At 74.0% G+C, this 20,624-nt stretch carries 21 protein-coding genes, 4 tRNA genes and 1 riboswitch; of the genes, 16 read left to right on the forward strand and 9 right to left on the reverse strand.

Features of this window, described 5'->3' with window-relative positions; translation table 11 throughout:
• The 3 genes from I6G21_RS08420 to I6G21_RS08430 are packed head-to-tail and all read right to left on the reverse strand — an operon-like array spanning position 1 to position 2,306.
• On the reverse strand, positions 1 to 1,287 hold the full coding sequence (locus I6G21_RS08420; protein WP_099049727.1) for a ribonuclease D: 1,287 nt from the start codon (positions 1,285 to 1,287) through the stop codon (positions 1 to 3).
• 43 nt (positions 1,288 to 1,330) lie between these two features.
• A complete protein-coding gene (gene msrB / locus I6G21_RS08425) occupies positions 1,331 to 1,795 on the reverse strand; it encodes a peptide-methionine (R)-S-oxide reductase MsrB (RefSeq protein WP_081046413.1) in 465 nt (154 codons plus the stop codon).
• On the reverse strand, positions 1,788 to 2,306 hold the full coding sequence (locus tag I6G21_RS08430) for a hypothetical protein (RefSeq protein ID WP_100514587.1): 519 nt from the start codon (positions 2,304 to 2,306) through the stop codon (positions 1,788 to 1,790). The genes msrB and I6G21_RS08430 overlap by 8 nt, the downstream gene beginning before the upstream one ends.
• An 85-nt stretch (positions 2,307 to 2,391) precedes the next feature.
• On the opposite strand from I6G21_RS08430, the gene I6G21_RS08435 reads away from it, so the two are divergent.
• Positions 2,392 to 3,645, forward strand: coding sequence for an alpha/beta hydrolase family protein (locus tag I6G21_RS08435; RefSeq protein ID WP_058731813.1), 1,254 nt, complete (start codon positions 2,392 to 2,394; stop codon positions 3,643 to 3,645).
• 10 nt (positions 3,646 to 3,655) lie between these two features.
• Here I6G21_RS08435 and ybaK read toward each other — a convergent pair whose 3' ends face one another.
• Positions 3,656 to 4,147, reverse strand: coding sequence for a Cys-tRNA(Pro) deacylase (gene ybaK, locus I6G21_RS08440; RefSeq protein WP_058731812.1), 492 nt, complete (start codon positions 4,145 to 4,147; stop codon positions 3,656 to 3,658).
• Positions 4,148 to 4,351: 204 nt separating this feature from the next.
• Here ybaK and zapE point away from each other — a divergent pair, with 204 nt between their 5' ends.
• Both zapE and I6G21_RS08450 read left to right on the forward strand, forming a co-directional pair.
• Complete coding sequence (zapE, locus tag I6G21_RS08445) at positions 4,352 to 5,407, forward strand: cell division protein ZapE (RefSeq protein WP_129357576.1); 1,056 nt, start codon at positions 4,352 to 4,354, stop codon at positions 5,405 to 5,407.
• 18 nt (positions 5,408 to 5,425) lie between these two features.
• Positions 5,426 to 6,163 (forward strand): TSUP family transporter, encoded by a 738-nt coding sequence (locus I6G21_RS08450; RefSeq protein ID WP_058730315.1) that lies wholly within the window; start codon positions 5,426 to 5,428, stop codon positions 6,161 to 6,163.
• A gap of 133 nt (positions 6,164 to 6,296) precedes the next feature.
• Here the strand turns inward: I6G21_RS08450 and I6G21_RS08455 are convergent.
• The 3 genes from I6G21_RS08455 to I6G21_RS08465 form a co-directional block, all read right to left on the reverse strand.
• Positions 6,297 to 6,368 (reverse strand) — tRNA-Val (locus I6G21_RS08455).
• 29 nt (positions 6,369 to 6,397) lie between these two features.
• Positions 6,398 to 6,468, reverse strand: a tRNA-Cys gene (locus I6G21_RS08460).
• A gap of 56 nt (positions 6,469 to 6,524) precedes the next feature.
• Positions 6,525 to 6,597 (reverse strand) — tRNA-Gly (locus I6G21_RS08465).
• A 284-nt stretch (positions 6,598 to 6,881) separates the two neighbouring features.
• Here I6G21_RS08465 and I6G21_RS08470 point away from each other — a divergent pair.
• The 6 genes from I6G21_RS08470 (at position 6,882) to rpe (ending at position 12,019) form a co-directional block, all read left to right on the forward strand.
• A tRNA-Val gene (locus I6G21_RS08470) sits at positions 6,882 to 6,953 on the forward strand.
• A 151-nt stretch (positions 6,954 to 7,104) separates the two neighbouring features.
• Positions 7,105 to 8,037 (forward strand): PD-(D/E)XK nuclease family protein, encoded by a 933-nt coding sequence (locus I6G21_RS08475; RefSeq protein WP_129357575.1) that lies wholly within the window; start codon positions 7,105 to 7,107, stop codon positions 8,035 to 8,037.
• Positions 8,034 to 8,633: a peptide deformylase gene (gene def / locus I6G21_RS08480; RefSeq protein ID WP_075513899.1), complete on the forward strand. Its 600-nt coding sequence runs from the start codon at positions 8,034 to 8,036 to the stop codon at positions 8,631 to 8,633. Before I6G21_RS08475 ends, def begins: the two co-directional genes overlap by 4 nt.
• Positions 8,633 to 9,568 carry a methionyl-tRNA formyltransferase gene (gene fmt / locus I6G21_RS08485; protein ID WP_129357574.1) on the forward strand — a complete coding sequence of 312 codons (936 nt, stop codon included), beginning with the start codon at positions 8,633 to 8,635 and terminating at the stop codon, positions 9,566 to 9,568. The genes def and fmt overlap by 1 nt, the downstream gene beginning before the upstream one ends.
• Positions 9,565 to 11,211 (forward strand): RsmB/NOP family class I SAM-dependent RNA methyltransferase, encoded by a 1,647-nt coding sequence (locus I6G21_RS08490; protein WP_129357573.1) that lies wholly within the window; start codon positions 9,565 to 9,567, stop codon positions 11,209 to 11,211. Before fmt ends, I6G21_RS08490 begins: the two co-directional genes overlap by 4 nt.
• A gap of 106 nt (positions 11,212 to 11,317) precedes the next feature.
• A complete protein-coding gene (gene rpe, locus I6G21_RS08495) occupies positions 11,318 to 12,019 on the forward strand; it encodes a ribulose-phosphate 3-epimerase (protein WP_129357572.1) in 702 nt (233 codons plus the stop codon).
• Here rpe and I6G21_RS08500 read toward each other — a convergent pair.
• On the reverse strand, positions 11,994 to 12,932 hold the full coding sequence (locus I6G21_RS08500) for an SDR family oxidoreductase (RefSeq protein ID WP_100463581.1): 939 nt from the start codon (positions 12,930 to 12,932) through the stop codon (positions 11,994 to 11,996). The genes rpe and I6G21_RS08500 overlap by 26 nt on opposite strands.
• 148 nt (positions 12,933 to 13,080) lie before the next feature.
• Positions 13,081 to 13,219: riboswitch (FMN riboswitch) on the forward strand.
• A gap of 148 nt (positions 13,220 to 13,367) precedes the next feature.
• Here I6G21_RS08500 and pnuC point away from each other — a divergent pair.
• From pnuC to hisF, 7 genes are all read left to right on the forward strand, one after another.
• The gene (gene pnuC, locus I6G21_RS08505; RefSeq protein WP_129357571.1) at positions 13,368 to 14,105 is read left to right on the forward strand and encodes a nicotinamide riboside transporter PnuC; all 738 of its coding nucleotides are present in this window, start codon (positions 13,368 to 13,370) and stop codon (positions 14,103 to 14,105) included.
• Positions 14,102 to 15,205, forward strand: coding sequence for a bifunctional diaminohydroxyphosphoribosylaminopyrimidine deaminase/5-amino-6-(5-phosphoribosylamino)uracil reductase RibD (ribD, locus tag I6G21_RS08510; RefSeq protein WP_269148339.1), 1,104 nt, complete (start codon positions 14,102 to 14,104; stop codon positions 15,203 to 15,205). The genes pnuC and ribD overlap by 4 nt, the downstream gene beginning before the upstream one ends.
• A 74-nt stretch (positions 15,206 to 15,279) precedes the next feature.
• Entirely contained in the window at positions 15,280 to 17,274 is a 1,995-nt protein-coding gene (gene ribB / locus I6G21_RS10860) for a 3,4-dihydroxy-2-butanone-4-phosphate synthase (RefSeq protein WP_129357569.1), read from the forward strand.
• Positions 17,271 to 17,756: a 6,7-dimethyl-8-ribityllumazine synthase gene (ribH, locus tag I6G21_RS08520; protein WP_058730307.1), complete on the forward strand. Its 486-nt coding sequence runs from the start codon at positions 17,271 to 17,273 to the stop codon at positions 17,754 to 17,756. Before ribB ends, ribH begins: the two co-directional genes overlap by 4 nt.
• 114 nt (positions 17,757 to 17,870) lie before the next feature.
• A complete protein-coding gene (locus tag I6G21_RS08525; RefSeq protein WP_058730306.1) occupies positions 17,871 to 18,134 on the forward strand; it encodes a phosphoribosyl-ATP diphosphatase in 264 nt (87 codons plus the stop codon).
• 30 nt (positions 18,135 to 18,164) lie between these two features.
• Positions 18,165 to 19,010, forward strand: coding sequence for an ATP phosphoribosyltransferase (gene hisG / locus I6G21_RS08530; RefSeq protein ID WP_129357568.1), 846 nt, complete (start codon positions 18,165 to 18,167; stop codon positions 19,008 to 19,010).
• Positions 19,011 to 19,053: 43 nt separating this feature from the next.
• The gene (hisF, locus tag I6G21_RS08535) at positions 19,054 to 19,818 is read left to right on the forward strand and encodes an imidazole glycerol phosphate synthase subunit HisF (protein ID WP_129357567.1); all 765 of its coding nucleotides are present in this window, start codon (positions 19,054 to 19,056) and stop codon (positions 19,816 to 19,818) included.
• Between the two features lie 54 nt (positions 19,819 to 19,872).
• Here the strand turns inward: hisF and I6G21_RS08540 are convergent, their stop codons facing one another.
• On the reverse strand, positions 19,873 to 20,544 hold the full coding sequence (locus I6G21_RS08540) for a maleylpyruvate isomerase family mycothiol-dependent enzyme (protein ID WP_129357566.1): 672 nt from the start codon (positions 20,542 to 20,544) through the stop codon (positions 19,873 to 19,875).
• Positions 20,545 to 20,624 lie beyond the last annotated feature (80 nt).

Below are 20,624 nucleotides of genomic sequence, written 5' to 3' on the forward strand. Positions count from 1 at the left end.
TCAGGCCGGGGTGTCCGCCCAGACCTCGGCCAGCGGCGCCGCGCACAGCTGGATCTGCCACGGCCGGGCCCCCAGCTGCTCGAGCTGCGCCCCCAGCTGGCCGGGATCCTCCTGGGCGTGGTCCCAGCACAGCCGCCGCAGGTGATCCGGGGTCAGCAGGTTCTCCACCGGGGTGCCGGTCTGCTCGGCCAGCTCCGCCAGGCGGGCACGGGAGGCGGTGAGCAGGGCGAGGGAGCGGGGCCGCTTGGGCTCCCAGGCCTTGATCGGCGGCGGGGTGTCCGAGGGCACCGTCATCGGCACCGGGTCCGGATCCTGGGCGGCCTCCCGGATCGCGCTCACCCAGCGCACGGCTTCGCGCTTGATCAGCTTGGTGTGGAAGCCGGGGATCTGCACCAGCGCGGGCACCGAGCGGGGCATGGCCTTGGCCCCCGCGATCAGCACCGAATCCTTCATCAGGCGCTTGGGGGCGATGTCCTTGGCCTCGGCCAGCTTCTCCCGCTCCGTCCACAGGTTGCGCAGGGCGGTGAGCTGACGGCGGGTGCGCAGCTGACGCAGCCCCTTGGTCCGGCGCCACGGATCCTTCGCCGGGGCCGGGTGGGCGGCCTGCTCGATCTCGTGGGCGAACTCCTGGCGGGCCCACTCCAGCTTGCCCTGGGTATCAAGCTGCGCGATGACGGCCTCGCGCAGATCCGCCAGCAGCTCCACATCCAGGGCGGCGTAGACCAGCCAGGACTCCGGCAGGGGGCGGGTGGACCAATCCGCGGCCGAGTGCTCCTTGGCCAGGTGGTAGCCCAGCAGATCCTCCGTCATCGCCCCCAGCCCCACATGCGCGTAACCGAGCAGGCGCCCGGCCAGCTCCGTGTCGAACAGCGCATCCGGGGCCATCCCGACCTGGCGCAGACTCGGCAGATCCTGGGTCGCGGCGTGGATGATCCACTCGACCCCGCGCAGGGCCTCCTGCAGCGGGAGGAGATCCGGGAAGGCCTCCGGATCCACGAGCAGGATGGGGGAGTCCCCGCGCTTGAGCTGGACGAGGAAGGGGCGCTGACCGTAGCGGATGCCGGAAGCCCGCTCCGTGTCGATGGCCACCGGCCCGGTGGCCTCCGTCAGCATCCGGGCGGCGCGGGCCAGCCCCTCGGGGGTGTCGATGACCCGCGGCACCCCGTCGTGCGGGCTGTCGAGGGGAACCACCTCCGGGATGCTCAGGGTGGGATCCAGACCCAGCTGCCCGGGATCGGGGGTCGCGGGGGAGGAGGCGGAGGGGACGGAGGCGGTGGCTTCGCTCATGACCATCCCAGTGTAGGTGCCCCCGCGCGCCAGCGCGTGGGGATCAGGCCTGCTCCGGGGTGAAGTCCAGGCTCACCGAGTTCATGCAGTAGCGAAGATCCGTCGGCGTGCCCAGCCCCTCGCCCTCGAAGACGTGCCCCAGGTGCGAGTCGCAGGACGCGCAGCGCACCTCGATCCGCTCCATGCCCAGCGAGGAGTCCCGGATGTAGCGGACCCGATCCTCGGCCAGGGGCGCGAAGAAGGACGGCCAGCCGCAGCGGGCGTCGAACTTGGTCTGGGCGGAGAACAGCTGCGCCCCGCAGGCCCGGCACGAATAGGTTCCGGGCGAGAACTCGTCCCAGTAGCGGCCTGTGAAGGGACGTTCGGTGCCGGCCTCGCGCAGCACAGCGTACTCCTCGGGGGAGAGGATCTCCCGCCAGTCCGCCTCCGTGCGCCGCCCGGGATCACCCAGCGGCCCGGGGGCCCGACGGTCGAAGGGGCTGTTCTGCTGGTTCTGCTGCTCAGTCATCCACATGTCCTGTGCCCCAGTACAGGTGCAGCACGGGCACCCCCAGGGTCTTCTCCGCGGTGTTGGACCAGCCGATGTTGAACGTGTCCTGCACCGGGTGCGGATCCGTGATGATCAGCGCCTGGGTGGCGCCATCCCGGATCTCCTCGGCCATGGCCTCCACCGGGTCGCCCGTGCTGGTGCGTCCCGAGGCGGTCAGTCCCGCGCCGCGCAGCACCTCGAGGGAGGTATCCAGGATCTCCTGGGCCTCGGCCTCCAGGGTCTGCGGGCCCTTCTCCGAGGAGGAGAACACGTCCGCGGCCTCACTGAACTGCAACAGCGTGAGACGGTCCAGGAATTCCATCCACTGCGGCTGGCGCAGCTGGGCCGGGACCAGCAGGCGCACCGTCGGGGCGGGGCGTCCCGGATCCGCGTCCCCGCGCGGGTCGGCCGCCGCGCCGCCCGCGATGCGGATGTTCTCGATCTCCTGCTCGCCGAGGGTCTTCTCGGTCACCACCAGTACTGTGCTCATGGGCACAGCCTACCGATCTCCCCGCGGGATCGGCGATGATGGGGGAGTCCGCGCCCGCGTCCCCGGCGGGCGGGAGAGGAGAGCCATGACGAGCACCGCGTCGACCCCGCACACCGGCCTGCGCCGAGCCCTGGGCTCCCGGTCCTGGCGGGCCGGCCTGCGCACCGGCCTGATCGCCGGTGGCGCCCTGACGGGTCTCGGCGCCACCGCCGCGGCCGGCATCGCCGGCTACTACGCCCGCATGTCCGTGACCCCGCCGACGCCGACCAGCAGCGAGGTGCTGCCGATCCTCGGCGTCGGCTTCGACACCCCCGACCCGGAGGAGGGCAGAACACCCACCAGCGTCACGCTGCCGGCGAACGCGGAGACCCTGGTCCCCGGGCGGTACCAGATCTCCTTCGACGGCGGGCGCTCGCAGGCCCGTCTCGGGGAGATCCTCTCCTACTCGCCCAAGCTGGGCACGGTGGTGCGGGCCGTGGAGCACGTGGAGTCGGGGGATCTCGGGGCGGCGAAGAAGGTCCGCTGGTCCGGGGCCATCTGGTGGGATCCGGCCGACGCCGGGTACCCGTTCGAGGAGGTGACCCTGGACCTGCCGGTCGGGGAGGCCCCGGCCTGGCTGGTCCCCGCCCCCGCCGGCTCCTCCGGGCAGACCTGGGCGATCATGGTGCACGGGCGCGGGGCCAGCCGTCAGGAGACCCTGCGTGCTCTGGCCACCACCCAGCGGCTGGGCCTGACCAGCCTGCACGTGACCTACCGCAACGACTCCGACGCCCCGGCCTCCGCCGACGGCCGCTACGGCCTGGGCTTCACGGAGTGGCAGGACGTGCAGGTGGCCGTCGAATACGCCCTGGCCCACGGGGCCCGGGACCTCGTGCTGTTCGGCTGGTCCATGGGCGGGGCGATCGCGCTGCAGACCGCGGACAAGTCCCCGGACGCCGAGCGGATCCGGGCGCTGGTCCTGGACGGGCCGGTGGTGGACTGGTTCGAGCTGATCCGCTTCCACACCCGGCAGTACCGCCTGCCCCTGCGCCTGGGCCAGCTGGTGGCCGATCTGCTCAGCGCCCAGCGGGCCACCCTCATGACGGGGCTGGACCACCCCATCCGGCTGACGGATCTGGACTGGATCACCCGCAGCGCCGAGCTGCGCGTGCCGACGCTGATCCTGCACTCCGTGGACGACGAGTATGTGCCGGCTTCGGCGTCGATGGAGCTGGCCGAGCGCAGCCCGCGGGTCACGCTCGTGCCGTTCCAGAAGGCCCGGCACACCAAGGAGTGGAACGTGGACCCGGCCCGCTGGGAGGCCGCCGTCCTGGAGTGGCTGCCGGCCCAGCTGGGGTGAGGGGCGCGGCTCAGCCCTGGGCGATGGGCGCGTAGCGCCCGCCGGTGACCGCCAGCAGGTCCGCCGGGGCCAGCTCAACGTCGAAGCCGCGCTTGCCCCCGGAGACCAGCACGGTCTCGAAGGCCTGGGCCCCTGAGTCCAGCAGCACCGTGACCGGGGTCTTCTGGCCCAGCGGCGAGATCCCGCCGACCACGTATCCGCTGCGCTTCTGCGCCACCGCCGGATCCGCCATGCTCGCGGACTTCCAGCCCATCGCCGCCGCGGCCGCCTTCATGTCCAGCTTCCCCGCCACGGGCACCACCCCGAGGGCGAACTGGCCGTCGTGGGTGATCATCAGGGTCTTGTACACCTGGCCCGGGTCCCGGCCCAGCTTGGCCGCTGCCTCCGCGCCGAAGCCCGCGCCCTCCTCGTGCTCGTAGGGCAGCTCGGTGAACGCCACCCCCGCCTCGGTCAGGGCGCGCACCGCCGCCGTCGCCCCGTGCTGTTGCTTCTTCTTGGCCATGGGAACCGCTGCCTTTCTCCCGGAATCGGGGACGATGCTGGATGCGCAGTGCCGGGCCCGGAGCTGCCCGCGAGAGGCGGGGCCGGCCCGGACGCCGTCGGCACCACTGTAGGCACGGGCAGGGGATAGACTCGGCGTGGCGATCCGCACATCCGCGGCGCGCCCGACCGATCCGCAGCCATCCCCCGTCCCCCGAGGAGTCCGGTGCCTGAGACCGTCCACCTGACCGACCGCCGTCCCCGCGTCTCCGCCGAGCAGCTGCTGGAGGGCTTCCGGCCCTCCGAGCGCTTCGGCGAGGTCTCCTTCGACACCTACATCCCGGACCCCGACCAGCCCTCCCAGGCCGCCGCGGTCCAGGCCCTGCGCGACTTCGCCCGCGGCGTCGGCCGCGGCGGCGGTGGGGGCGGGGGGCTGTTCGGGAAGCTGTTCGGCCGCGGCGGCAAGGGTGCCGCCGGGAAGGCCGGGATCTACCTGGACGGCGGCTTCGGCGTCGGCAAGACCCACCTGCTGGCCTCCCTGTTCCACGCCGTGCCGGGGCCCGCGGCCTTCGGCACCTTCGTGGAGTACACCAACCTGGTGGGGGCGCTGACCTTCCGCAAGACCGTCGAGGCGGTCAGCGGCTACACCCTGGTGTGCATCGACGAGTTCGAGCTGGACGACCCCGGGGACACAGTCCTGATGTCCCGGCTGATGCGGGAGCTGTCCGACGCCGGGGTGAAGCTGGCCGCGACCTCCAACACCCTGCCCGGCTCCCTCGGGGAGGGCCGCTTCGCCGCCGCGGACTTCCAGCGGGAGATCCAGGTGCTGGCGGACCAGTTCGAGGTCATCCGCATCGACGGCGAGGACTACCGGCACCGCGGCCTGCCCGAAGCGCCCCGGCCGGTGGAGGAGGCCGAATTCGACGACGCCGTCGCCGCGGCCTTCGAGCCGGAGCAGACGGTGGCCGTGGACGACTTCTCCGCCCTGATCGAGCACCTGTCCCAGGTCCATCCCAGCCGCTACCGGCAGATGATCGACGGGCTGGATGGGATCGCCTGGCGCGGGGTGCAGACCATCACGGCCCAGGCGGTGGCCCTGCGCTTCGTGGTCCTGGCCGATCGCCTCTACGACAAGGACCTGCCGATCGTCTCCTCCGGGGTGCCCTTCGACCGGGTCTTCACCGAGGAGATGATGGCCGGGGGCTACCAGAAGAAGTACTACCGGGCGGTCTCCCGCCTCACGGCGCTGGCCCGCGAGGGCGGCACCCCCGGGACCGCTTGAGCGGCTCGGGTCGGATCCGTGGCCTGGCTGGTGCTGCCCGCCGTGCTGGTGGGCACCGTGCTGCAGCGCATCTGCGGCACCGGGGTGGGCCTGTTGGTCGCCCCCGTGTTCGCGCTGCTGCTGGGCGGGGCGGACGGGGTGCTGCTGACGAACATGACCACCTTCGTCTCCGCGACGATGCTGACCGTGGCGATGCGCCGGGAGGCGGACTGGGCCACCTGGGCCCGCCTGTTTGCGTGGTCCCTGGTGGGCACGGTGCCCGGGGCGCTGCTGGTCCGAGCCCTGCCGGCCGCCGTGCTCCAGGTGGTGGTCGGCGGGGTCGTGCTGCTGGCGATGGCGGTGATCCTCACCTCGGCGGCCCCGCGCAGGAGGCGCGGCCCCGGGGCGGGGGTCGCCGCTGGAATCGCGGCGGGGCTGCTCAACGTCACCGCCGGGGTGGCGGCCCCCGCCGTCGTGCTGTTCGCGCGGATCACCGGCTGGGATCAGCGGGCCTACGCCGCGACCACGCAGCCGCTGTTCATGAGCCTGGCCGTGACCTCCGTGGGGGCGAAGCTGCTCCTCGGGGCGGCCCACCCGGCGCATCTGCCCTCCGCGTGGCTGTTCCTCGGGATCGCCGCGGCCGTCCTGGTCGGGCTGCCGCTGGGCGCCCGGCTGGGCAGGGTCATCGCGGCGTCGGCGGCGCGCACGCTGTCCCTGCTGCTGGCCGGGGCCGGTGCCGTGCTGGCCGTGGTCCGGGGCGTGGCGGGCCTGATCTGAGGCGGACGCCGGAGCAGCACGGGCAACTCGTGAGGGGTGGCCACGCGAGGAGTGCGCCGGGGGAGGCCAGCGGGCGCGGAGACGGAGAAAGCCCCGGATCCTGGAGGGGATCCGGGGCTTTCTCCTTGAAACGTGCGCGATACTGGGATCGAACCAGTGACCTCTTCCGTGTCAGGGAAGCGCGCTACCGCTGCGCCAATCGCGCGAGAAGCATGAACAGCGTCATGATCTGCGAGGTGAGGACGGGATTCGAACCCGCGTACACGGCTTTGCAGGCCGCTGCCTAACCACTCGACCACCTCACCATCGTCCGGTCGGGGACTTAGGGGTCCGTGCTCCACGCGAAGCGGAGCGGTATCCGAGCGGTTGACGAGACTTGAACTCGCGACATCCACCTTGGCAAGGTGGTGCTCTACCAACTGAGCTACAACCGCATGTCTGCCTGCCGCTCACATTCGTGCGGCTCGCCGTCCTCCGGGGGAGTCCGTCGCGCTGACAGGTGAATACTCTACACACCCGGCGCGGAGATGCAAAATCGAGGCCCCGGCGCCGGTCGAACCCCGCGTCCGCCCCGGAATTCCGCGGATCGCGCCGCCTCGACGGGCCGCGGTCAGGGGCCCTGACCGCCGACGCCTCACTGTGGGATACGCCATGTGAAGAAGGGGATCTCCGGATTTGCGGGCCCTCGACCCGGTGTGTATAGTTCTGGGAGTGCCGAGCGCGATTGGCGCAGTGGTAGCGCGCTTCGTTCACACCGAAGAGGTCGCTGGTTCGAACCCAGCATCGCGCACGAACAGGCTCCCCGCCGGAGCCGCGAAGGCCCCCGCCGGAACCGATTCCGGCGGGGGTCTTTTCCGTTCACGCTGCCCGGCGTCGCGCCCGGTGCGTGCCGCGCCATCCGGCGGCGACCCTTCCGTCCCCTGCCCAGGAGCACCCCTTCCATGACCCAGCCCCGGCTCGCCACGCAGACCGAGCACGGTCGCATGTACGCCCGCGCGGACGGCGGCGAGCCCGAGGTCCCCTCGATCACCACGGTCATCGGCCAGCAGGCCACGGACCTGGGCGGCTGGCACGGGTACATGGCGGCCAAGGCCGTGCTGGAGGATGACCGGGCACTGCGCGCCGGGCGCTCGGCGGGGCTGCGCCACGCCGTCATCCGCGACGCCGCCCTGGCCGCCGAGCGCTACCGGGACCAGGCCGCCGCCCGCGGGGATCGCGTGCACGCCTACTGCGAGGCCGTCGCCCTGCGGGCCATGGGCCGGGAGCACGACGTCGACGGCGCCCGGGAGGCGCTGATGCTGCATCAGGAGACCGCCTGGGCTGATCGCTTCGACGAATGGTGGGAGGCCTACCGCCCGGAGCCGCTGGCCCCGGAGATCACCGTGTGGAACCGGACCGTCGGCTACGCCGGGACCCTGGATCTGGTCGCCCGGATCGGCGGGCGGGTGTGCATCATCGACTACAAGACCAAGGGCACCGACCGCAAGGGCCGCGTCAAGGCCCTGGACGAGAAGGTCATCATGCAGCTGGTGGCCGGGGTCAAGGCCGAGGAGTCCCTGGTGGATCCCGCCGCCGGCACCTGGGAGCCGTGGGCCTACGGCGACGCGCCGGTGCTGCTGGGGGTGGCCCTGGGGGAGACCGAGGTCCGGGCCCAGCAGGCCAACCCGGAGCTGCTGCGCCACCACTGGCGCTCCTTCTGCGCGCTGCGCCGCGTGTGGCAGCACCACCACGAGCTCGCCCAACTGACCCGCGAGGCCGCCCTGCCGCCGCTGATGGCCGTCGTCCCCCCGCCCCATCGGAAACCCGACGCGGCACCCGCCGACACGCCGGAACCTGTGACCGCCGATCCCACGACCACCAGGAGGGCCTCATGACCATCCTCCCCGTGCGCACCATCGGAGATCCCGTGCTGCGCACCGCCTGCCGCCCCGTCGGGACCCCCGACGCCGAGCTGGCCAAGCTCATCGAGGACATGCTCGAGACCATGTTCGACGTCGGAGGGGTCGGCCTGGCCGCCCCGCAGGTCGGCGTGGAGCTGCGCCTGTTCGTCTGGGGCCTGGAAGGTGTCGACGGGCCCGTCGGACACGTGCTGAACCCCGTCCTGGAGGTCTCCGAGGACCCCCAGGAGGGCGGGGAGGGCTGCCTGTCCGTGCCGGGGCTGTCCGCCGAGACCCCGCGGGCCCGCTGGGCGCGGGTCACCGGCACCGACGTGCACGGGCGGCCCGTGGACGTGGCCGGGGAGGGACTGCTGGCCCGGTGCCTGCAGCACGAGACCGACCACCTGGACGGCACCCTGTACGTGGATCGGGTGCGCGGGGAGGACCGCCGCCGGATCATGCGCCAGCTGCGGGACCGGGACTTCGGGAGCCGCTCCCAGGCGGTCACCGGGCAGCGCTCCGGCCGGGTCTCCTCGGCCTTCGGCGCCGGGGCCTCCGTCGCGCCCGGCGCCTCCTTCGGGGGTGGCCGCTGATGCGCGTGCTCTACGCCGGGACCCCGGCCACCGCCGTCGCCCCCCTGGAGGCCCTGCTGGCCGATGCCACCGGGCGGATCGAGGTCGTGGGGGTGCTCACCCGGGAGGATGCCCCGGTGGGGCGCAAACGCGTGCTCACCCCGTCCCCGGTGGCCGCACGCGCCGAGGAGCTGGGCCTGCCGGTGATCCGGGCCAACCGCTACGACGACGCCGCGCACGCCGCGGTGACCGCCCTGGCCCCCGAGGCCGCGGCCGTGGTCGCCTACGGGGCGATCCTGCCCGAGCGCGCCCTGGAGGCCGTGCCGAAGGGGTGGATCAACCTGCACTACTCGGACCTGCCGCGCTGGCGCGGGGCCGCTCCGGTGCAGCGGGCGCTGATGGCCGGGGAGCGGGAGCTGACCGCCTGCACCTTCCGGATCGAGCGGGGCCTGGACACCGGTCCCGTCTACCACCGCCTCACCGAGCCGGTGGGCCCGGAGGACGACGCCGGGACCATGCTCGATCGGCTCTCCGCGGCGGGCGGGCCCCTGCTGGCGCGCACCCTCGGGGAGATCGCCGAGGGCACCGACCGCCCCACCCCGCAGGAGGGGCAGCCCACCACCGCGGCCAAGCTCACCGCCGAGCAGGCCCGCATCGACTGGCAGGCCCCGTCGGAGCAGGTGGCCGCCCTGGTGCGCGGCACCACCCCGGAGCCCGGGGCGTGGACCACGCTGGAGGGGCAGCGGGTCAAGGTCGCCGGGCTCGTGCCCGTCGGCGCCTCGTCGGGGCACCGCCCCGGCACCGTGCGTCTGGAGGGCCGGCAGGTGCTGGTCAGCGCCGGGGACGGGGATCTGCGGCTGGGCAGGATCCAGCCCGCGGGGAAGAAGATGATGGCCGCGCCCGACTGGGCGCGGGGATCCGCACGCCTGGATGAGGGGAGCGTGGAGTTCGCATGAGCGCACAGCAGGGCGGCGGACGCGGCGGGAACGCGGGCTCCGGGCCCGGACGCGGTGGGCAGGCCCGCCCGGGGGAGCGGCGCAACGCCAAGGGGCGCCAGCGCCACCGCGGGGCCGGGCCGCAGCGGGACTTCTCCCGCACCGCTCCCAGCCAGCGGCGTCGCACGGGGGACCCGGCGCGCCTGGTCGCCTTCGAGACCCTGCAGGCCGTGCAGACCGAGGACGCCTACGCCAACCTGGTGCTGCCCCGGTCCATCCGGCGCCACCGCCTGGACCAGCGCGACGCCGCCTGGGCCACCGAGCTGACCTACGGCACCCTGCGCGAACAGGGGCTCTACGACGCGATCCTCGCCCGGTGCGTGGACCGGCCCCTGGCACGCCTGGACGCGAAGGTGCTGACCGTGCTGCGCCTGGGCGCCCACCAGCTGCTGGGCATGCGCACCGCCGCCCACGCCGCGATCAACGAGACCGTGGGCCTGACCCGCGCCGTCGTCGGGGCGGGCCCGGCCGGGATGGTCAACGCCGTGCTGCGCCGGGTCAGCGAGAGGACCCGGGAGCAGTGGCTCACCGAGCTGACCGCGGATCTCACGGATGAGACCCGCCGGCTGGCCCTGGAGCGGTCCCACCCGGTGTGGATCGTGCGGGCCCTGCGCCAGGCCCTGGCCGCCCACGGCCGGGTGCCCACCGAGATCGAGCAGCTGCTGGCCGCGGACAACGCGGCCCCCGTGGTGCACCTGGTGGCCCTGCCCGGGCTGGGGTCCCTGGAGGAGGCCGAGCGCAGCGGCGCCGAGGCGAGCACCCTGGTGCCGGGGGCCGCGACCTACCGGCACGGGGACATCGGCCGCCTGGAGACCGTGCGGGAGGGGACCGTGCGCGCCCAGGACGTCGGCTCCCAGCTGGTGGCCCGCGCCCTGGCCGCCGCACCCCTGGAGGGGGAGGACGGGCGCTGGCTGGACCTGTGCGCCGGTCCCGGCGGGAAGGCCGCGCTGCTGGGGGCCCTGGCCCAGCAGCGCGGCGCGGAGCTGGTGGCCAACGAGTCGGCCCCGCACCGGGCCGAGCTGGTGCGCACCTCCCTGCGGCCCCTGGACCCCGCCCGGTATGCGGTGCTGACCGGGGACGGACGGCGGATCCGGGAGACCCTGGCCGATGCCGAGCAGCTGCCGGAGCAGACCTCCCTGGCCGTGGAGGCCTTCGGGGAGTCCGGGGAGATCTTCGACCGCGTGCTCGTGGACGCCCCGTGCACCGGCTTGGGGGCGCTGCGTCGTCGTCCCGAGGCGCGCTGGCGCAAGCAGCCCGCGGACGTGGCCGAGCTGCTGGAGCTGCAGACCCAGCTGGGCCGGGCCGCGATCGAGGTGACCCGCCCCGGCGGGGTCATCGCCTACGTGACCTGCTCCCCGCACGCCGCGGAGACGCAGAACGTGCTGGCGGACCTGCTGGAGACCGGGCAGGTGCAGCTGCTGGACACCGCGGCGATCACCCGCGACGCGGCCCTGCCGCACGCCCTGGACGGGGAGAAGGACCCGGGGCTCACGGCCCCGGACCTCGCCCCGGCCGAGGGTCAGGACCGGGCCTCCACGGTGCAGCTGTGGCCGCACGTGCACGGCACGGACGCGATGTTCCTGGCGCTGCTGCGCCGCATCTGATCAACGGCGGCTGCTGCGCCGCATCTGATCAACGGCGGCTGCTGCGCCGCGTCTGATCGGGCGGTTGCTGCGCCGGAGCTGAGGCCGACCCGCCCGACCTGGAAGAATGGGCCGGGCATCGACGACCCGAGGAGCACCCGCCGTGACCCACCTGCGCATCCACCCCTCCATCCTCTCCGCGGACTTCGCCCGGCTGGGCGAGGAGCTGGCCGCGATCTCCACCGCCGACGCCGCGCACATCGACGTCATGGACAACCACTTCGTCCCGAACCTCACGTGGGGTCCGCCGGTGGTGCAGCGGCTGCGGGAGGTCTCCCCGGTGCCCTTCGACGTGCACCTGATGATCGAGGACGCGGACCGCTGGGCCCCGCGCTACGCGGAGATCGGCTGCGAGTCCGTGACCTTCCACGCCGAGGCCGCGATCGCCCCGATCAAGCTGGCCCGGCAGCTGCGTTCGAACGGGGCGCAGGCCGGGATGGCCCTGCGACCGGCCACGCCGGTGGAGCCGTACCTGGATCTGCTGGCCGGCGGGGAGCTGGACATGCTCCTGGTGATGACGGTGGAGCCGGGCTTCGGAGGCCAGGCGTTCCTGGACGTGACCCTGCCGAAGATCCGGCGGGCCGCCCGGGCGCTGAAGGGCGCGCCGACACCGGTGGCCCTCCAGGTGGACGGCGGGATCTCCGAGGCGACGATCGCCCGGGCCGCCGAGGCGGGGGCGGACGTGTTCGTCGCCGGCTCCGCGGTCTACGGCGCGCAGGATCCGGCGGAGGCCATCGCCGCGCTCAGGCGATCCGCCGCCCGCTCATGACCTGCTCCAGGCTCAGCGGGGGATGCCCGGTGAGCCGTTCGACGTCGTCGGTGACCTCCGCGAGCTCACCCGCGGCGATCGCGGTGTAGGTGGAGATCCAGGCCTCCAGCTCCCACTCCGGGGCTCCGTATCCGGCGCGGGAGGCCCGGGCCTGCTCGAGGGTCTCATCCTGAAACCGGTAGTCCTCACCCGTGGCCTCGGACATGATCCGGGCCGCCTCGGTCATGGTCAGCGCCTCCGGGCCGGTGAGCGTGTAGGCGCGGTCCTCGTGGGCGCCCGGATCGGCGAGCACCGCGGCGGCGGCGTCGATGACGTCGGTGCGGGCCACCGCCGCGACCCGCCCGGTCCCGGCGGGCCCCCGGATCACCCGGTCCTGCCCGGCGAAGTCCTCGAACACGTCCAGGTAGAAGTTGTCCCGCAGGAACGTGTGGCGCATGCCGGTGGCCCGGATCGCGGCCTCGGTGATCCCGTGGGTGCGGGCGAAGGTGAAGGTGGCCTCCGGGCCCGGGTGGGCGAAGGACAGGTAGACCAGGTGGCGCACCCCGGCGGCGGAGGCGGCCGCGACGGCGTCGATCTGCTGCTCGTCCCGGTGCGCGGCCTCGGTGATCGAGACCATGAACACGGTGTCCAGCCCGGTCATGGCCTCGCGCAGACCTGCCGGGTCGGCGAAGTCCCCGCGGGCGGCCTCCAGCAGACCCTCGGAGTCTTCCACCCGCTGCCGCACGGCCTCGGGGCGGCGCACCAGCAGGCGGTGGGGGATCCCGCGCTCCTGCAGCAGGCGGGAGACCCCGCCGCCGATCAGTCCCGTGGCCCCGGTGATGCCCACGCGCACCGGCTGGGCGTCGGGGTGCTCCTGGGAATCCTGGTGGTCGGCGGCGGCTTTGCGGGCGGAATCGGCGGGGTGATGGCTCATGGATGCTCCTCGGGATCGACGGTGAGGTGGCGGTCTCTTGGGTGTAACGGTGCGGTGCGACGGATTGTTTCCTCGGGTGTCCGCGGATGATGCCGCATCGTGGCCTGCGGCACGCCTTTCGGGAGGGTGTGGCATAGTGGGTGGCGCAATCGTGCTCCGGGGGTCGGTGAAACTCCGAACCGGCGGTAGAGTCCGCGAACCGGGACGGCCCTGAGATCAGGGGCCATCCCGGCTGATCCGGTGGAATTCCGGAACCGACAGTCACAGTCTGGATGAAGGTGCACGAGCCCACCGCGACCCGTTGAACGGGGTGCGCGCGGGGTGTCGCCGTCGTCCCGTCCAGGGGCGTCCGCCGACGCACCCGGCGCAAGACCCGCCAGCTCGGCGCGCGTGTGTTCTCCCCGGGGCCTCCGCGGTCCTCGAGAAGGAGAGAACATGGACTTCCTGCGGTGGCTCTTCGACGCCCAGCTCACCATCGGCGGTGGGTTCATCCTGTGGCGCGAAGTGATCGGCAACCTCTTCGGCCTGGCCTCGGCCCTGGGCGGCATGCGCCGGAAGGTCTGGGCCTGGCCGGTGGGCATCATCGGCAACCTGCTGCTGTTCACGGTGTTCCTCGGCGCCGTGTTCGGCTCCCCGAATCCCGTGAACATCCTCGGCCAGGCCGGGCGCCAGGTCATGTTCATCATCGTCTCCGTCTACGGCTGGTGGCAGTGGCGGGCAGCCCGCGGGCAGGACGGCGCCGCCGTCACCCCGCGCTGGGCCAGCACCCGGGAGCGGGTGCTGCTGGTGGTCCTGCTCTTCGGCGGCACCGCCGCCCTGACCCCGGTGTTCCGGGCCCTGGGCTCCTACGAGCCGGTCTGGTCCGACGCCTGGATCTTCGTCGGCTCCCTGCTGGCCACCTGGGGCATGGCCCGCGGCTGGGTGGAGTTCTGGCTGATCTGGGTGGCCGTGGATGTGGTCGGGGTGCCCCTGCTGTTCTCCGCCGGGTACTACGCCTCCGGGCTGATGTACCTCTTCTACGGCTGCTTCACCCTCACCGGCTTCTTCGTCTGGTGGCGCACCCGACGCCGGGAGGACCGGGTGCGGGTTGAGACCCGCTTCCCGGACCCCACCGTGGAGGTGGCCGGCGGCGCAGCCGAGACCCCCGCCGAGTCCTCCACCGAGCGCCGATGAGCCCGGCACCGAACGCCCGTGCCGGGAGCGGGCGATCGTCCGGGTCGAGCGCGGAGGAGCGGCTGATGGGCCTCGCCCTGGCCGAGGCCGCCCGAGGCCCCCGCGGGGCGAACCCGCTGGTCGGGGCGGTGCTCGCGGATCGGGACGGCACCGTGCTGGCTGTGGGCCACCACCGCGGGGCCGGCACGGCCCACGCCGAGCCGGACGCGCTGGCCGCGGCTCGGCGCGCCGGAACCGACCCGCGCGGGGCGACCCTGTGCGTGACGCTGGAGCCGTGCGATCACACCGGGCGCACCGGCCCGTGCACCGAGGCGATCCTCGCCGCCGGTGTCACCCGGGTGATCATCGGCGCCCCGGATCCCACCGGGGGCGGCGCCGGGGGAGCGGCCCGCCTGTGTGCGGCCGGCGTCGAGGTGATCACCGGGGTGCTGCCCGAGCAGGCGCGGGAGCTGAACCACCGCTGGACCCGCGCCCGCGCCGAGGACCGTCCCTTCGTGACCGCCAAGACCGCGAGCACCGCCGACGGCTTCGTCGCCGCGGCCGATGGGACCAGCCGGTGGATCACCGGGCCCGAGGCCCGCGCCCACGCCCACCGGCTGCGCGCCCGGGTGGACGCGGTGCTGGTGGGCACCGGCACCGCCCTGGCCGATGACCCCCGGCTCACTGCCCGGGACGAGACGGGCGCGTCCCTGGCGCATCAGCCGCTGCGGGCGGTCATGGGACGCCGCACCCTGCCGGACACCGCCGCCCTCACCCGCGACGGCGGAGCCCTGCGCCTGGACACCCGCGACCCGGTCGAGGCCCTGCGGCGGCTGCGCGAGCGCGGCGTCGAGCACGTGCTGCTGGAAGGCGGGCCCACCCTGCTCACCGCCTTCCTCGCCGCGGACCTCGTGGACGAGCTGTGGTGGTACCGCGCGCCCCTGCTCCTCGGGGAAGGCGCCCCCGCCATCGGCCCGCTGGGCGTGGGCGGGCTGGGCGAGGCCCGGCGCTGGCGCACCGACCGCACCGGACCCGGCATCTCCGACGCCGCGCGCGGCGTCGAGATCCTCGGCCCCGACGTGCTCACCCGCTGCGAACCTCAGCCCCGGCCCGCGCCCTGACCACCCCTCACCCACCTGAGACCCCCACCCCTCGAGAACGGGCGCGCCGCCGACGACGCGCCGGAGAGGACCCCATGTTCACCGGAATCATCGACCATCTCGGCACCGTCGAGACCCTGGAGCGCACCGGCGACGCCGCCCGGCTGCGCCTCCGCGCCGGAGACCTCATCCGCGACCTGCCGCACGGCGGCTCCCTGGCCGTGGACGGCGTGTGCCTGACCGCCGTGCCCGACCCCGAAGCCGGCGAGGGCGTCTTCCTCGCCGACGTCATGGGCGAGACGCTGCAGCGCACCACCATCGGCCGCCTCGCCCCGGGAGATGCGGTCAACCTGGAACGCTGCCTGCCGGCCGGCGGGCGCTTCGACGGGCACATCGTGCAGGGCCACGTGGACGGCACCGGGAGCGTCATGGCGATCACCGAGCACCCCGCCTGGACCGTGCTGCGCATCGGCACCCCCGAGCGTCTGGCCCCGCAGCTGGCGGAGAAGGGCTCGATCGCCGTCGCCGGGGTCTCCCTGACCGTGACCCGCACCAGCCCCGCCGGCACCACCCCCGCCTGGTTCGAGGTCGGCCTGATCCCCGCGACCCGCACCGCCACGACCCTCGGGGGCGTGCGCATCGGGGATGCGGTGAACCTGGAGACCGACGCCGTGGCCAAGTACCTGCTGCGCTCGCGGGAGTTCGAGCGGGCGCTGCTGGGAGCCGACAGCGCCCCCGAGGACGACACCCCCGCGGCGGACGCACCGGACCGCCCCGTCGCCTCGGGGTCGGCCGCCGCACCGCACCGCGCCCCCGCGGCGATCGACCCCGACGCCGCCGCCGAGCCGGTGCGCCTGGACCGGGTCCAGGAGGCCCTGTCCGCCCTGCGCACCGGCGGGCTCGTCGTCGTGGTGGACGATGAGGACCGGGAGAACGAGGGCGACCTGATCGGGGCGGCCGCGACCCTGGATGCGGCGGGGCTGGGCTTCATGATCCGGCACACCTCCGGGGTGGTCTGCGCCCCGATGAGTACCGCGCGGGCCGACGCCCTGGGGCTGCCGCCGATGCTCGCGCGCAACGAAGACCCCAAGGGCACCGCCTACACCGTCACCTGCGACGCCGCCGCCGGGATCACCACCGGGATCAGCGCCGCGGACCGGACCCGCACCCTGCGGGTGCTCGCCGACCCCGCGAGCACCCCCGCGGACCTCACCCGCCCGGGGCACGTGCTGCCGCTGCGGGCCGTGGACGGCGGGGTCCGGGACCGTCCCGGGCACACCGAGGCCGCGGTGGAGCTGATGCGCCTGGCCGGGCTGCCCGAGGTCGCAGCGATCGCCGAGGTGGTGCACGAGGACGGCTCGATGCGCCGCAGCCCGGACCTGCGGGCCTTCGCCGATGAGCACGGACTGCCGATGATCTCCATCGAGCAGCTGATCGCCCACCTCGACGCCGCCCCGACCGCGCCTCCCGCGCCCGAGCCGGTGCTGGTGCCCACCGAGCACGGACTGTTCGCGGTGCGCGCCTGGCCCGGGGCGGGCGGGGTGGAGCACCTGTCCGCCACCGCCGTGCACCCGGACGGCACACCCCGCACTGGCCCGGGCGCCCCGCTGGTGCGTCTGCACTCGGAGTGCCTGACCGGGGACGTGCTGGGCTCGCTGCGCTGCGACTGCGGACCCCAGCTGCGCCAGGGGCTGGCGATGCTCGCCGCACGCGGCGGCACCCTGGTCTACCTGCGCGGGCATGAGGGCCGCGGCATCGGCCTGGGGGAGAAGCTGCGGGCCTACGCCCTGCAGGACGCGGGCCTGGACACCGTGGAGGCCAACCTGGCCCTGGGCCACCCGGCCGATGCCCGCACCTGGGAGGAGGCCGCCGCGATCCTGCGGGCCCTGGGCCTGCACACCGGGATCCGGCTGGTGACCAACAACCCCGCCAAGGCCGACGGGCTGCGCGCCGCCGGCATCCCGGTGCGCGAGCTGGTGCCGGATGAGATCCCCCCGCAGGAGCACAGCGCCCGCTACCTGCGCACCAAGAAGGAGCGCATGGGCCACCTGCTGGACCTGACCATGACGACCGAGAGGACACCCCGATGAGCGGACACGGAGCACCCCGACGCGACCCGAACACCCCGAGAGATCCCCGCGCGCGCACCCTGCGCGTCGGGATCGTCGCGGCCAGCTGGCACGAGGAGGTCATGGGCGGCCTGCTGGCCGGGGCCCGCCGCACCCTGGCCGAGGCCGGAGTCCCCGAGCCCACCGTGGTCCGGGTGCCCGGCTCCTTCGAGCTGTCGGTGGTCGCCGCCCGGCTGGCCCGCACCCACGACGCCGTCGTCGCCCTGGGGGTGGTCATCCGCGGCGGCACCCCGCACTTCGACTACGTCTGCTCCGCGGCCACGGACGGGCTGACCCGGGTGGCCCTGGAGACCGGAACCCCCGTGGGCTTCGGCCTGCTGACCTGCGATGACGAGGAGCAGGCCCGGGACCGGGCCGGGCTGGAGGGCTCCCGGGAGGACAAGGGCGCGGAGGCCGCCGACGCCGCGGTGCGCACCGCCCTGGTCCTGGCCGACCTGGACTGAGCCCGCCCGGATCCCTCGCGGCCCCTCCGGAGGGGTCCCGGCCCCGCCCGATGGGTGAGACGCTTCAGCCTGCGGTCCGCGCACCCGGTGCGCGGGCCGGTAGGCTGGGGGACCGTGAAGGATTTCGAGACGCTCTACGCCGAACTGGCCGAGAAGGCCGCCACCCGCCCCGAGGGCTCCCGCACCGTCGCCGAGCTGGACTCCGGGGTGCACGGCATCGGGAAGAAGATCGTCGAGGAGGCCGCCGAGGTGTGGCTGGCCGCCGAGTACCAGTCCGATGCGGAGCTGGCCGAGGAGGCCTCCCAGCTGATCTACCATCTGCAGGTCATGCTCATCGCGCGCGGGCTGAGCCCCGCCGACGTCTACCGCTACCTCTGATCCCGCCCCTCCCGGAAGGACACCCCACGGATGCTGCGCATCGCCGTGCCCAACAAGGGCTCCCTCTCCCAGGCCGCCCAGACCATGCTCACCGAGGCCGGCTACCTCCAGCGGCGGGACTCCCGCGAGCTGGTGCTCGCCGATGAGGCCAACGACGTCGAATTCTTCTACCTGCGCCCCCGGGACATCGCCGTGTACGTCGGCTCCGGGACCCTGGACGTGGGGATCACCGGGCGGGACCTGCTGATGGACTCCCCGGGCGGGGCGGAGGAGACCCTGCCCCTGGACTTCGCCCGCTCCACCTTCCGCTTCGCCGGGCCCCGGGGGGTCTTCTCCGCGGTGGCGGAGCTGGCGGGCAAGCGGGTCGCCACCAGCTACCAGAAGCTGGTCACCGACCACCTCACCGCCCGGGGCATCGAGGCTTCCGTGGTGCGCCTGGAGGGGGCCATCGAGTCCTCGATCCGCCTGGGCGTGGCCGATGCGATCGCCGACGTCGTGGAGACCGGCAACACCATGCGCGCGGCCGGCCTGGAGCCCTTCGGGGAGCCGGTGATGCGCTCCGAGGCCGTGCTGATCCGTCGCCCCGGCACCCCGGACACGGACGCCCTGCAGGTGCTCTCCCGGCGGCTGCGCGGGGTCCTGGTGGCCCGGCAGTACGTGCTGATGGACTACGACGTCGCCGAGGAGCACCTGCAGGCCGCCACCGCCCAGACCCCGGGCCTGGAGGCGCCCACCGTCTCCCCGCTGCAGCGGGAGGGCTGGTACGCGGTGCGGGCCATGGTGCCCAAGAACATGACCAACCGGATCATGGACGGGCTCTACGAGGTCGGGGCGCGGGCCATCCTCGTCTCCCCGATCGCCGCGGCCCGGCTTTGACCGGACGCCGCACCGCACACACCGGAACAGGAGGAGGAAGCCGATGGGGCTGGCCGTGCGTGTGATCCCCTGCCTGGACGTGGACGCCGGGCGGGTGGTCAAGGGAGTGAACTTCGAGGGCCTGGTGGACGCCGGGGACCCCGTGGAGCTGGCCGCCCGCTACCACCGGGCCGGGGCCGATGAGCTGACCTTCCTGGATGTGACCGCCTCCTCCGGGAACCGGGAGACCACCTGGGACGTCGTCGGGCGCACCGCCGAGCAGGTGTTCATCCCGCTGACCGTGGGCGGGGGAGTCCGCGGCGTGGCGGACGTGGACCGACTGCTGCGCGCCGGGGCGGATAAGTGCTCCGTGAACTCCGCGGCCGTGCGCGAACCCGCGATCATCGACGAGATCGCCCGGCGCTTCGGCAACCAGGTGCTCGTGCTGTCCGTGGACGCCAAGCGCACCGGGAACACGGCCTCGGGCTTCGAGATCACCACCCACGGCGGGCGGCGCCTGACCGGCATCGACGCGGTGGAGTGGGCCCGCGAGGGTGCTGCGCGCGGGGCCGGGGAGATCCTGCTGAACTCGATGGACGCCGACGGCACCCGGGACGGCTTCGACCTGGAGATGATCCGCGCGGTGCGCGCCGTCGTGGACGTGCCGCTGATCGCCTCCGGCGGAGCCGGCAAGCCCGCGGACTTCCCGCCGGCCGTGGATGCCGGGGCCGACGCGGTCCTGGCGGCCTCCGTGTTCCACTTCGGCCCGGAGAACGCGATCGCCGAGGTCAAGGACGCCCTGCGCGCCGCCGGCCACGAGGTCCGCTGAGGAAGACCGCGCGGGGCTGATCCGCCCCGCCCGGGCCCTCAGCTGAGCTCGCCCTCAGCTCAGCTCGACGTCGGCCTCCCGGCCGAACAGGTGCAGCAGCAGCTCCAGGGGCTGGCCCGTGACCGTCACGGGCTCCTCCTCCGGGGCGCGCACCACCGCCTGCACCGCCCGACCCGGCAGGGACTCGCGCGCCGGGCGGCGCAGCACGCGCTCGCCGAACACCGGCTCGCCGTCGGCGTCCGTGCCGACCAGGCGCAGCCCGCCCGGGTGGCGCAGGGCCGAGATCAGGCCGACTCCGCCGAGCTTCCCCCAGATCAGCTCCTGCTCATCGGGACGGAACGGAGTCAGGGCGGCCAGCTCGGCCCGCCCCTCCTCCTGCCCGCGCACCACATCCTCGCGGTGCACCAGGTACTCGATGGTGTTCATGCCCGCATCCACCCGGCCGATCGCCCGGGTAGGGGTGCGCGCCCCCGTGAAGCGGCGCAGGCCGTCGGCGTACTCGTCGGGGGAGGCCAGCTGGTCCCCGAGCTGCCGGGTCAGCCGCTCGGTGCGCGCGGCCAGCGGCGGCAGCGCGACCCCGGCCGCGACATCCGGGCGGGTCTCGCGCAGCAGCAGGTGGGCCAGCAGGTCCCGGGTCCGCCACCCCTCGCACAGGGTGGGTCGGTCCGGTCCGGCGGCCTTGAGAACCTCGGCCAGGTGGGCGCGCAGCTCGGTGATCATCGTCATCTGCCCATGGTAGGCCCGGAGCCCGCACCGCAAGCCCCGCCACGGCGGGCGGGGGAGCGGGGCGGGTACAGTGGCCGGGT

It is taken from the genome of Rothia kristinae, from assembly GCF_016028855.1.
GTDB classification, from domain to species: domain Bacteria; phylum Actinomycetota; class Actinomycetes; order Actinomycetales; family Micrococcaceae; genus Rothia; species Rothia kristinae.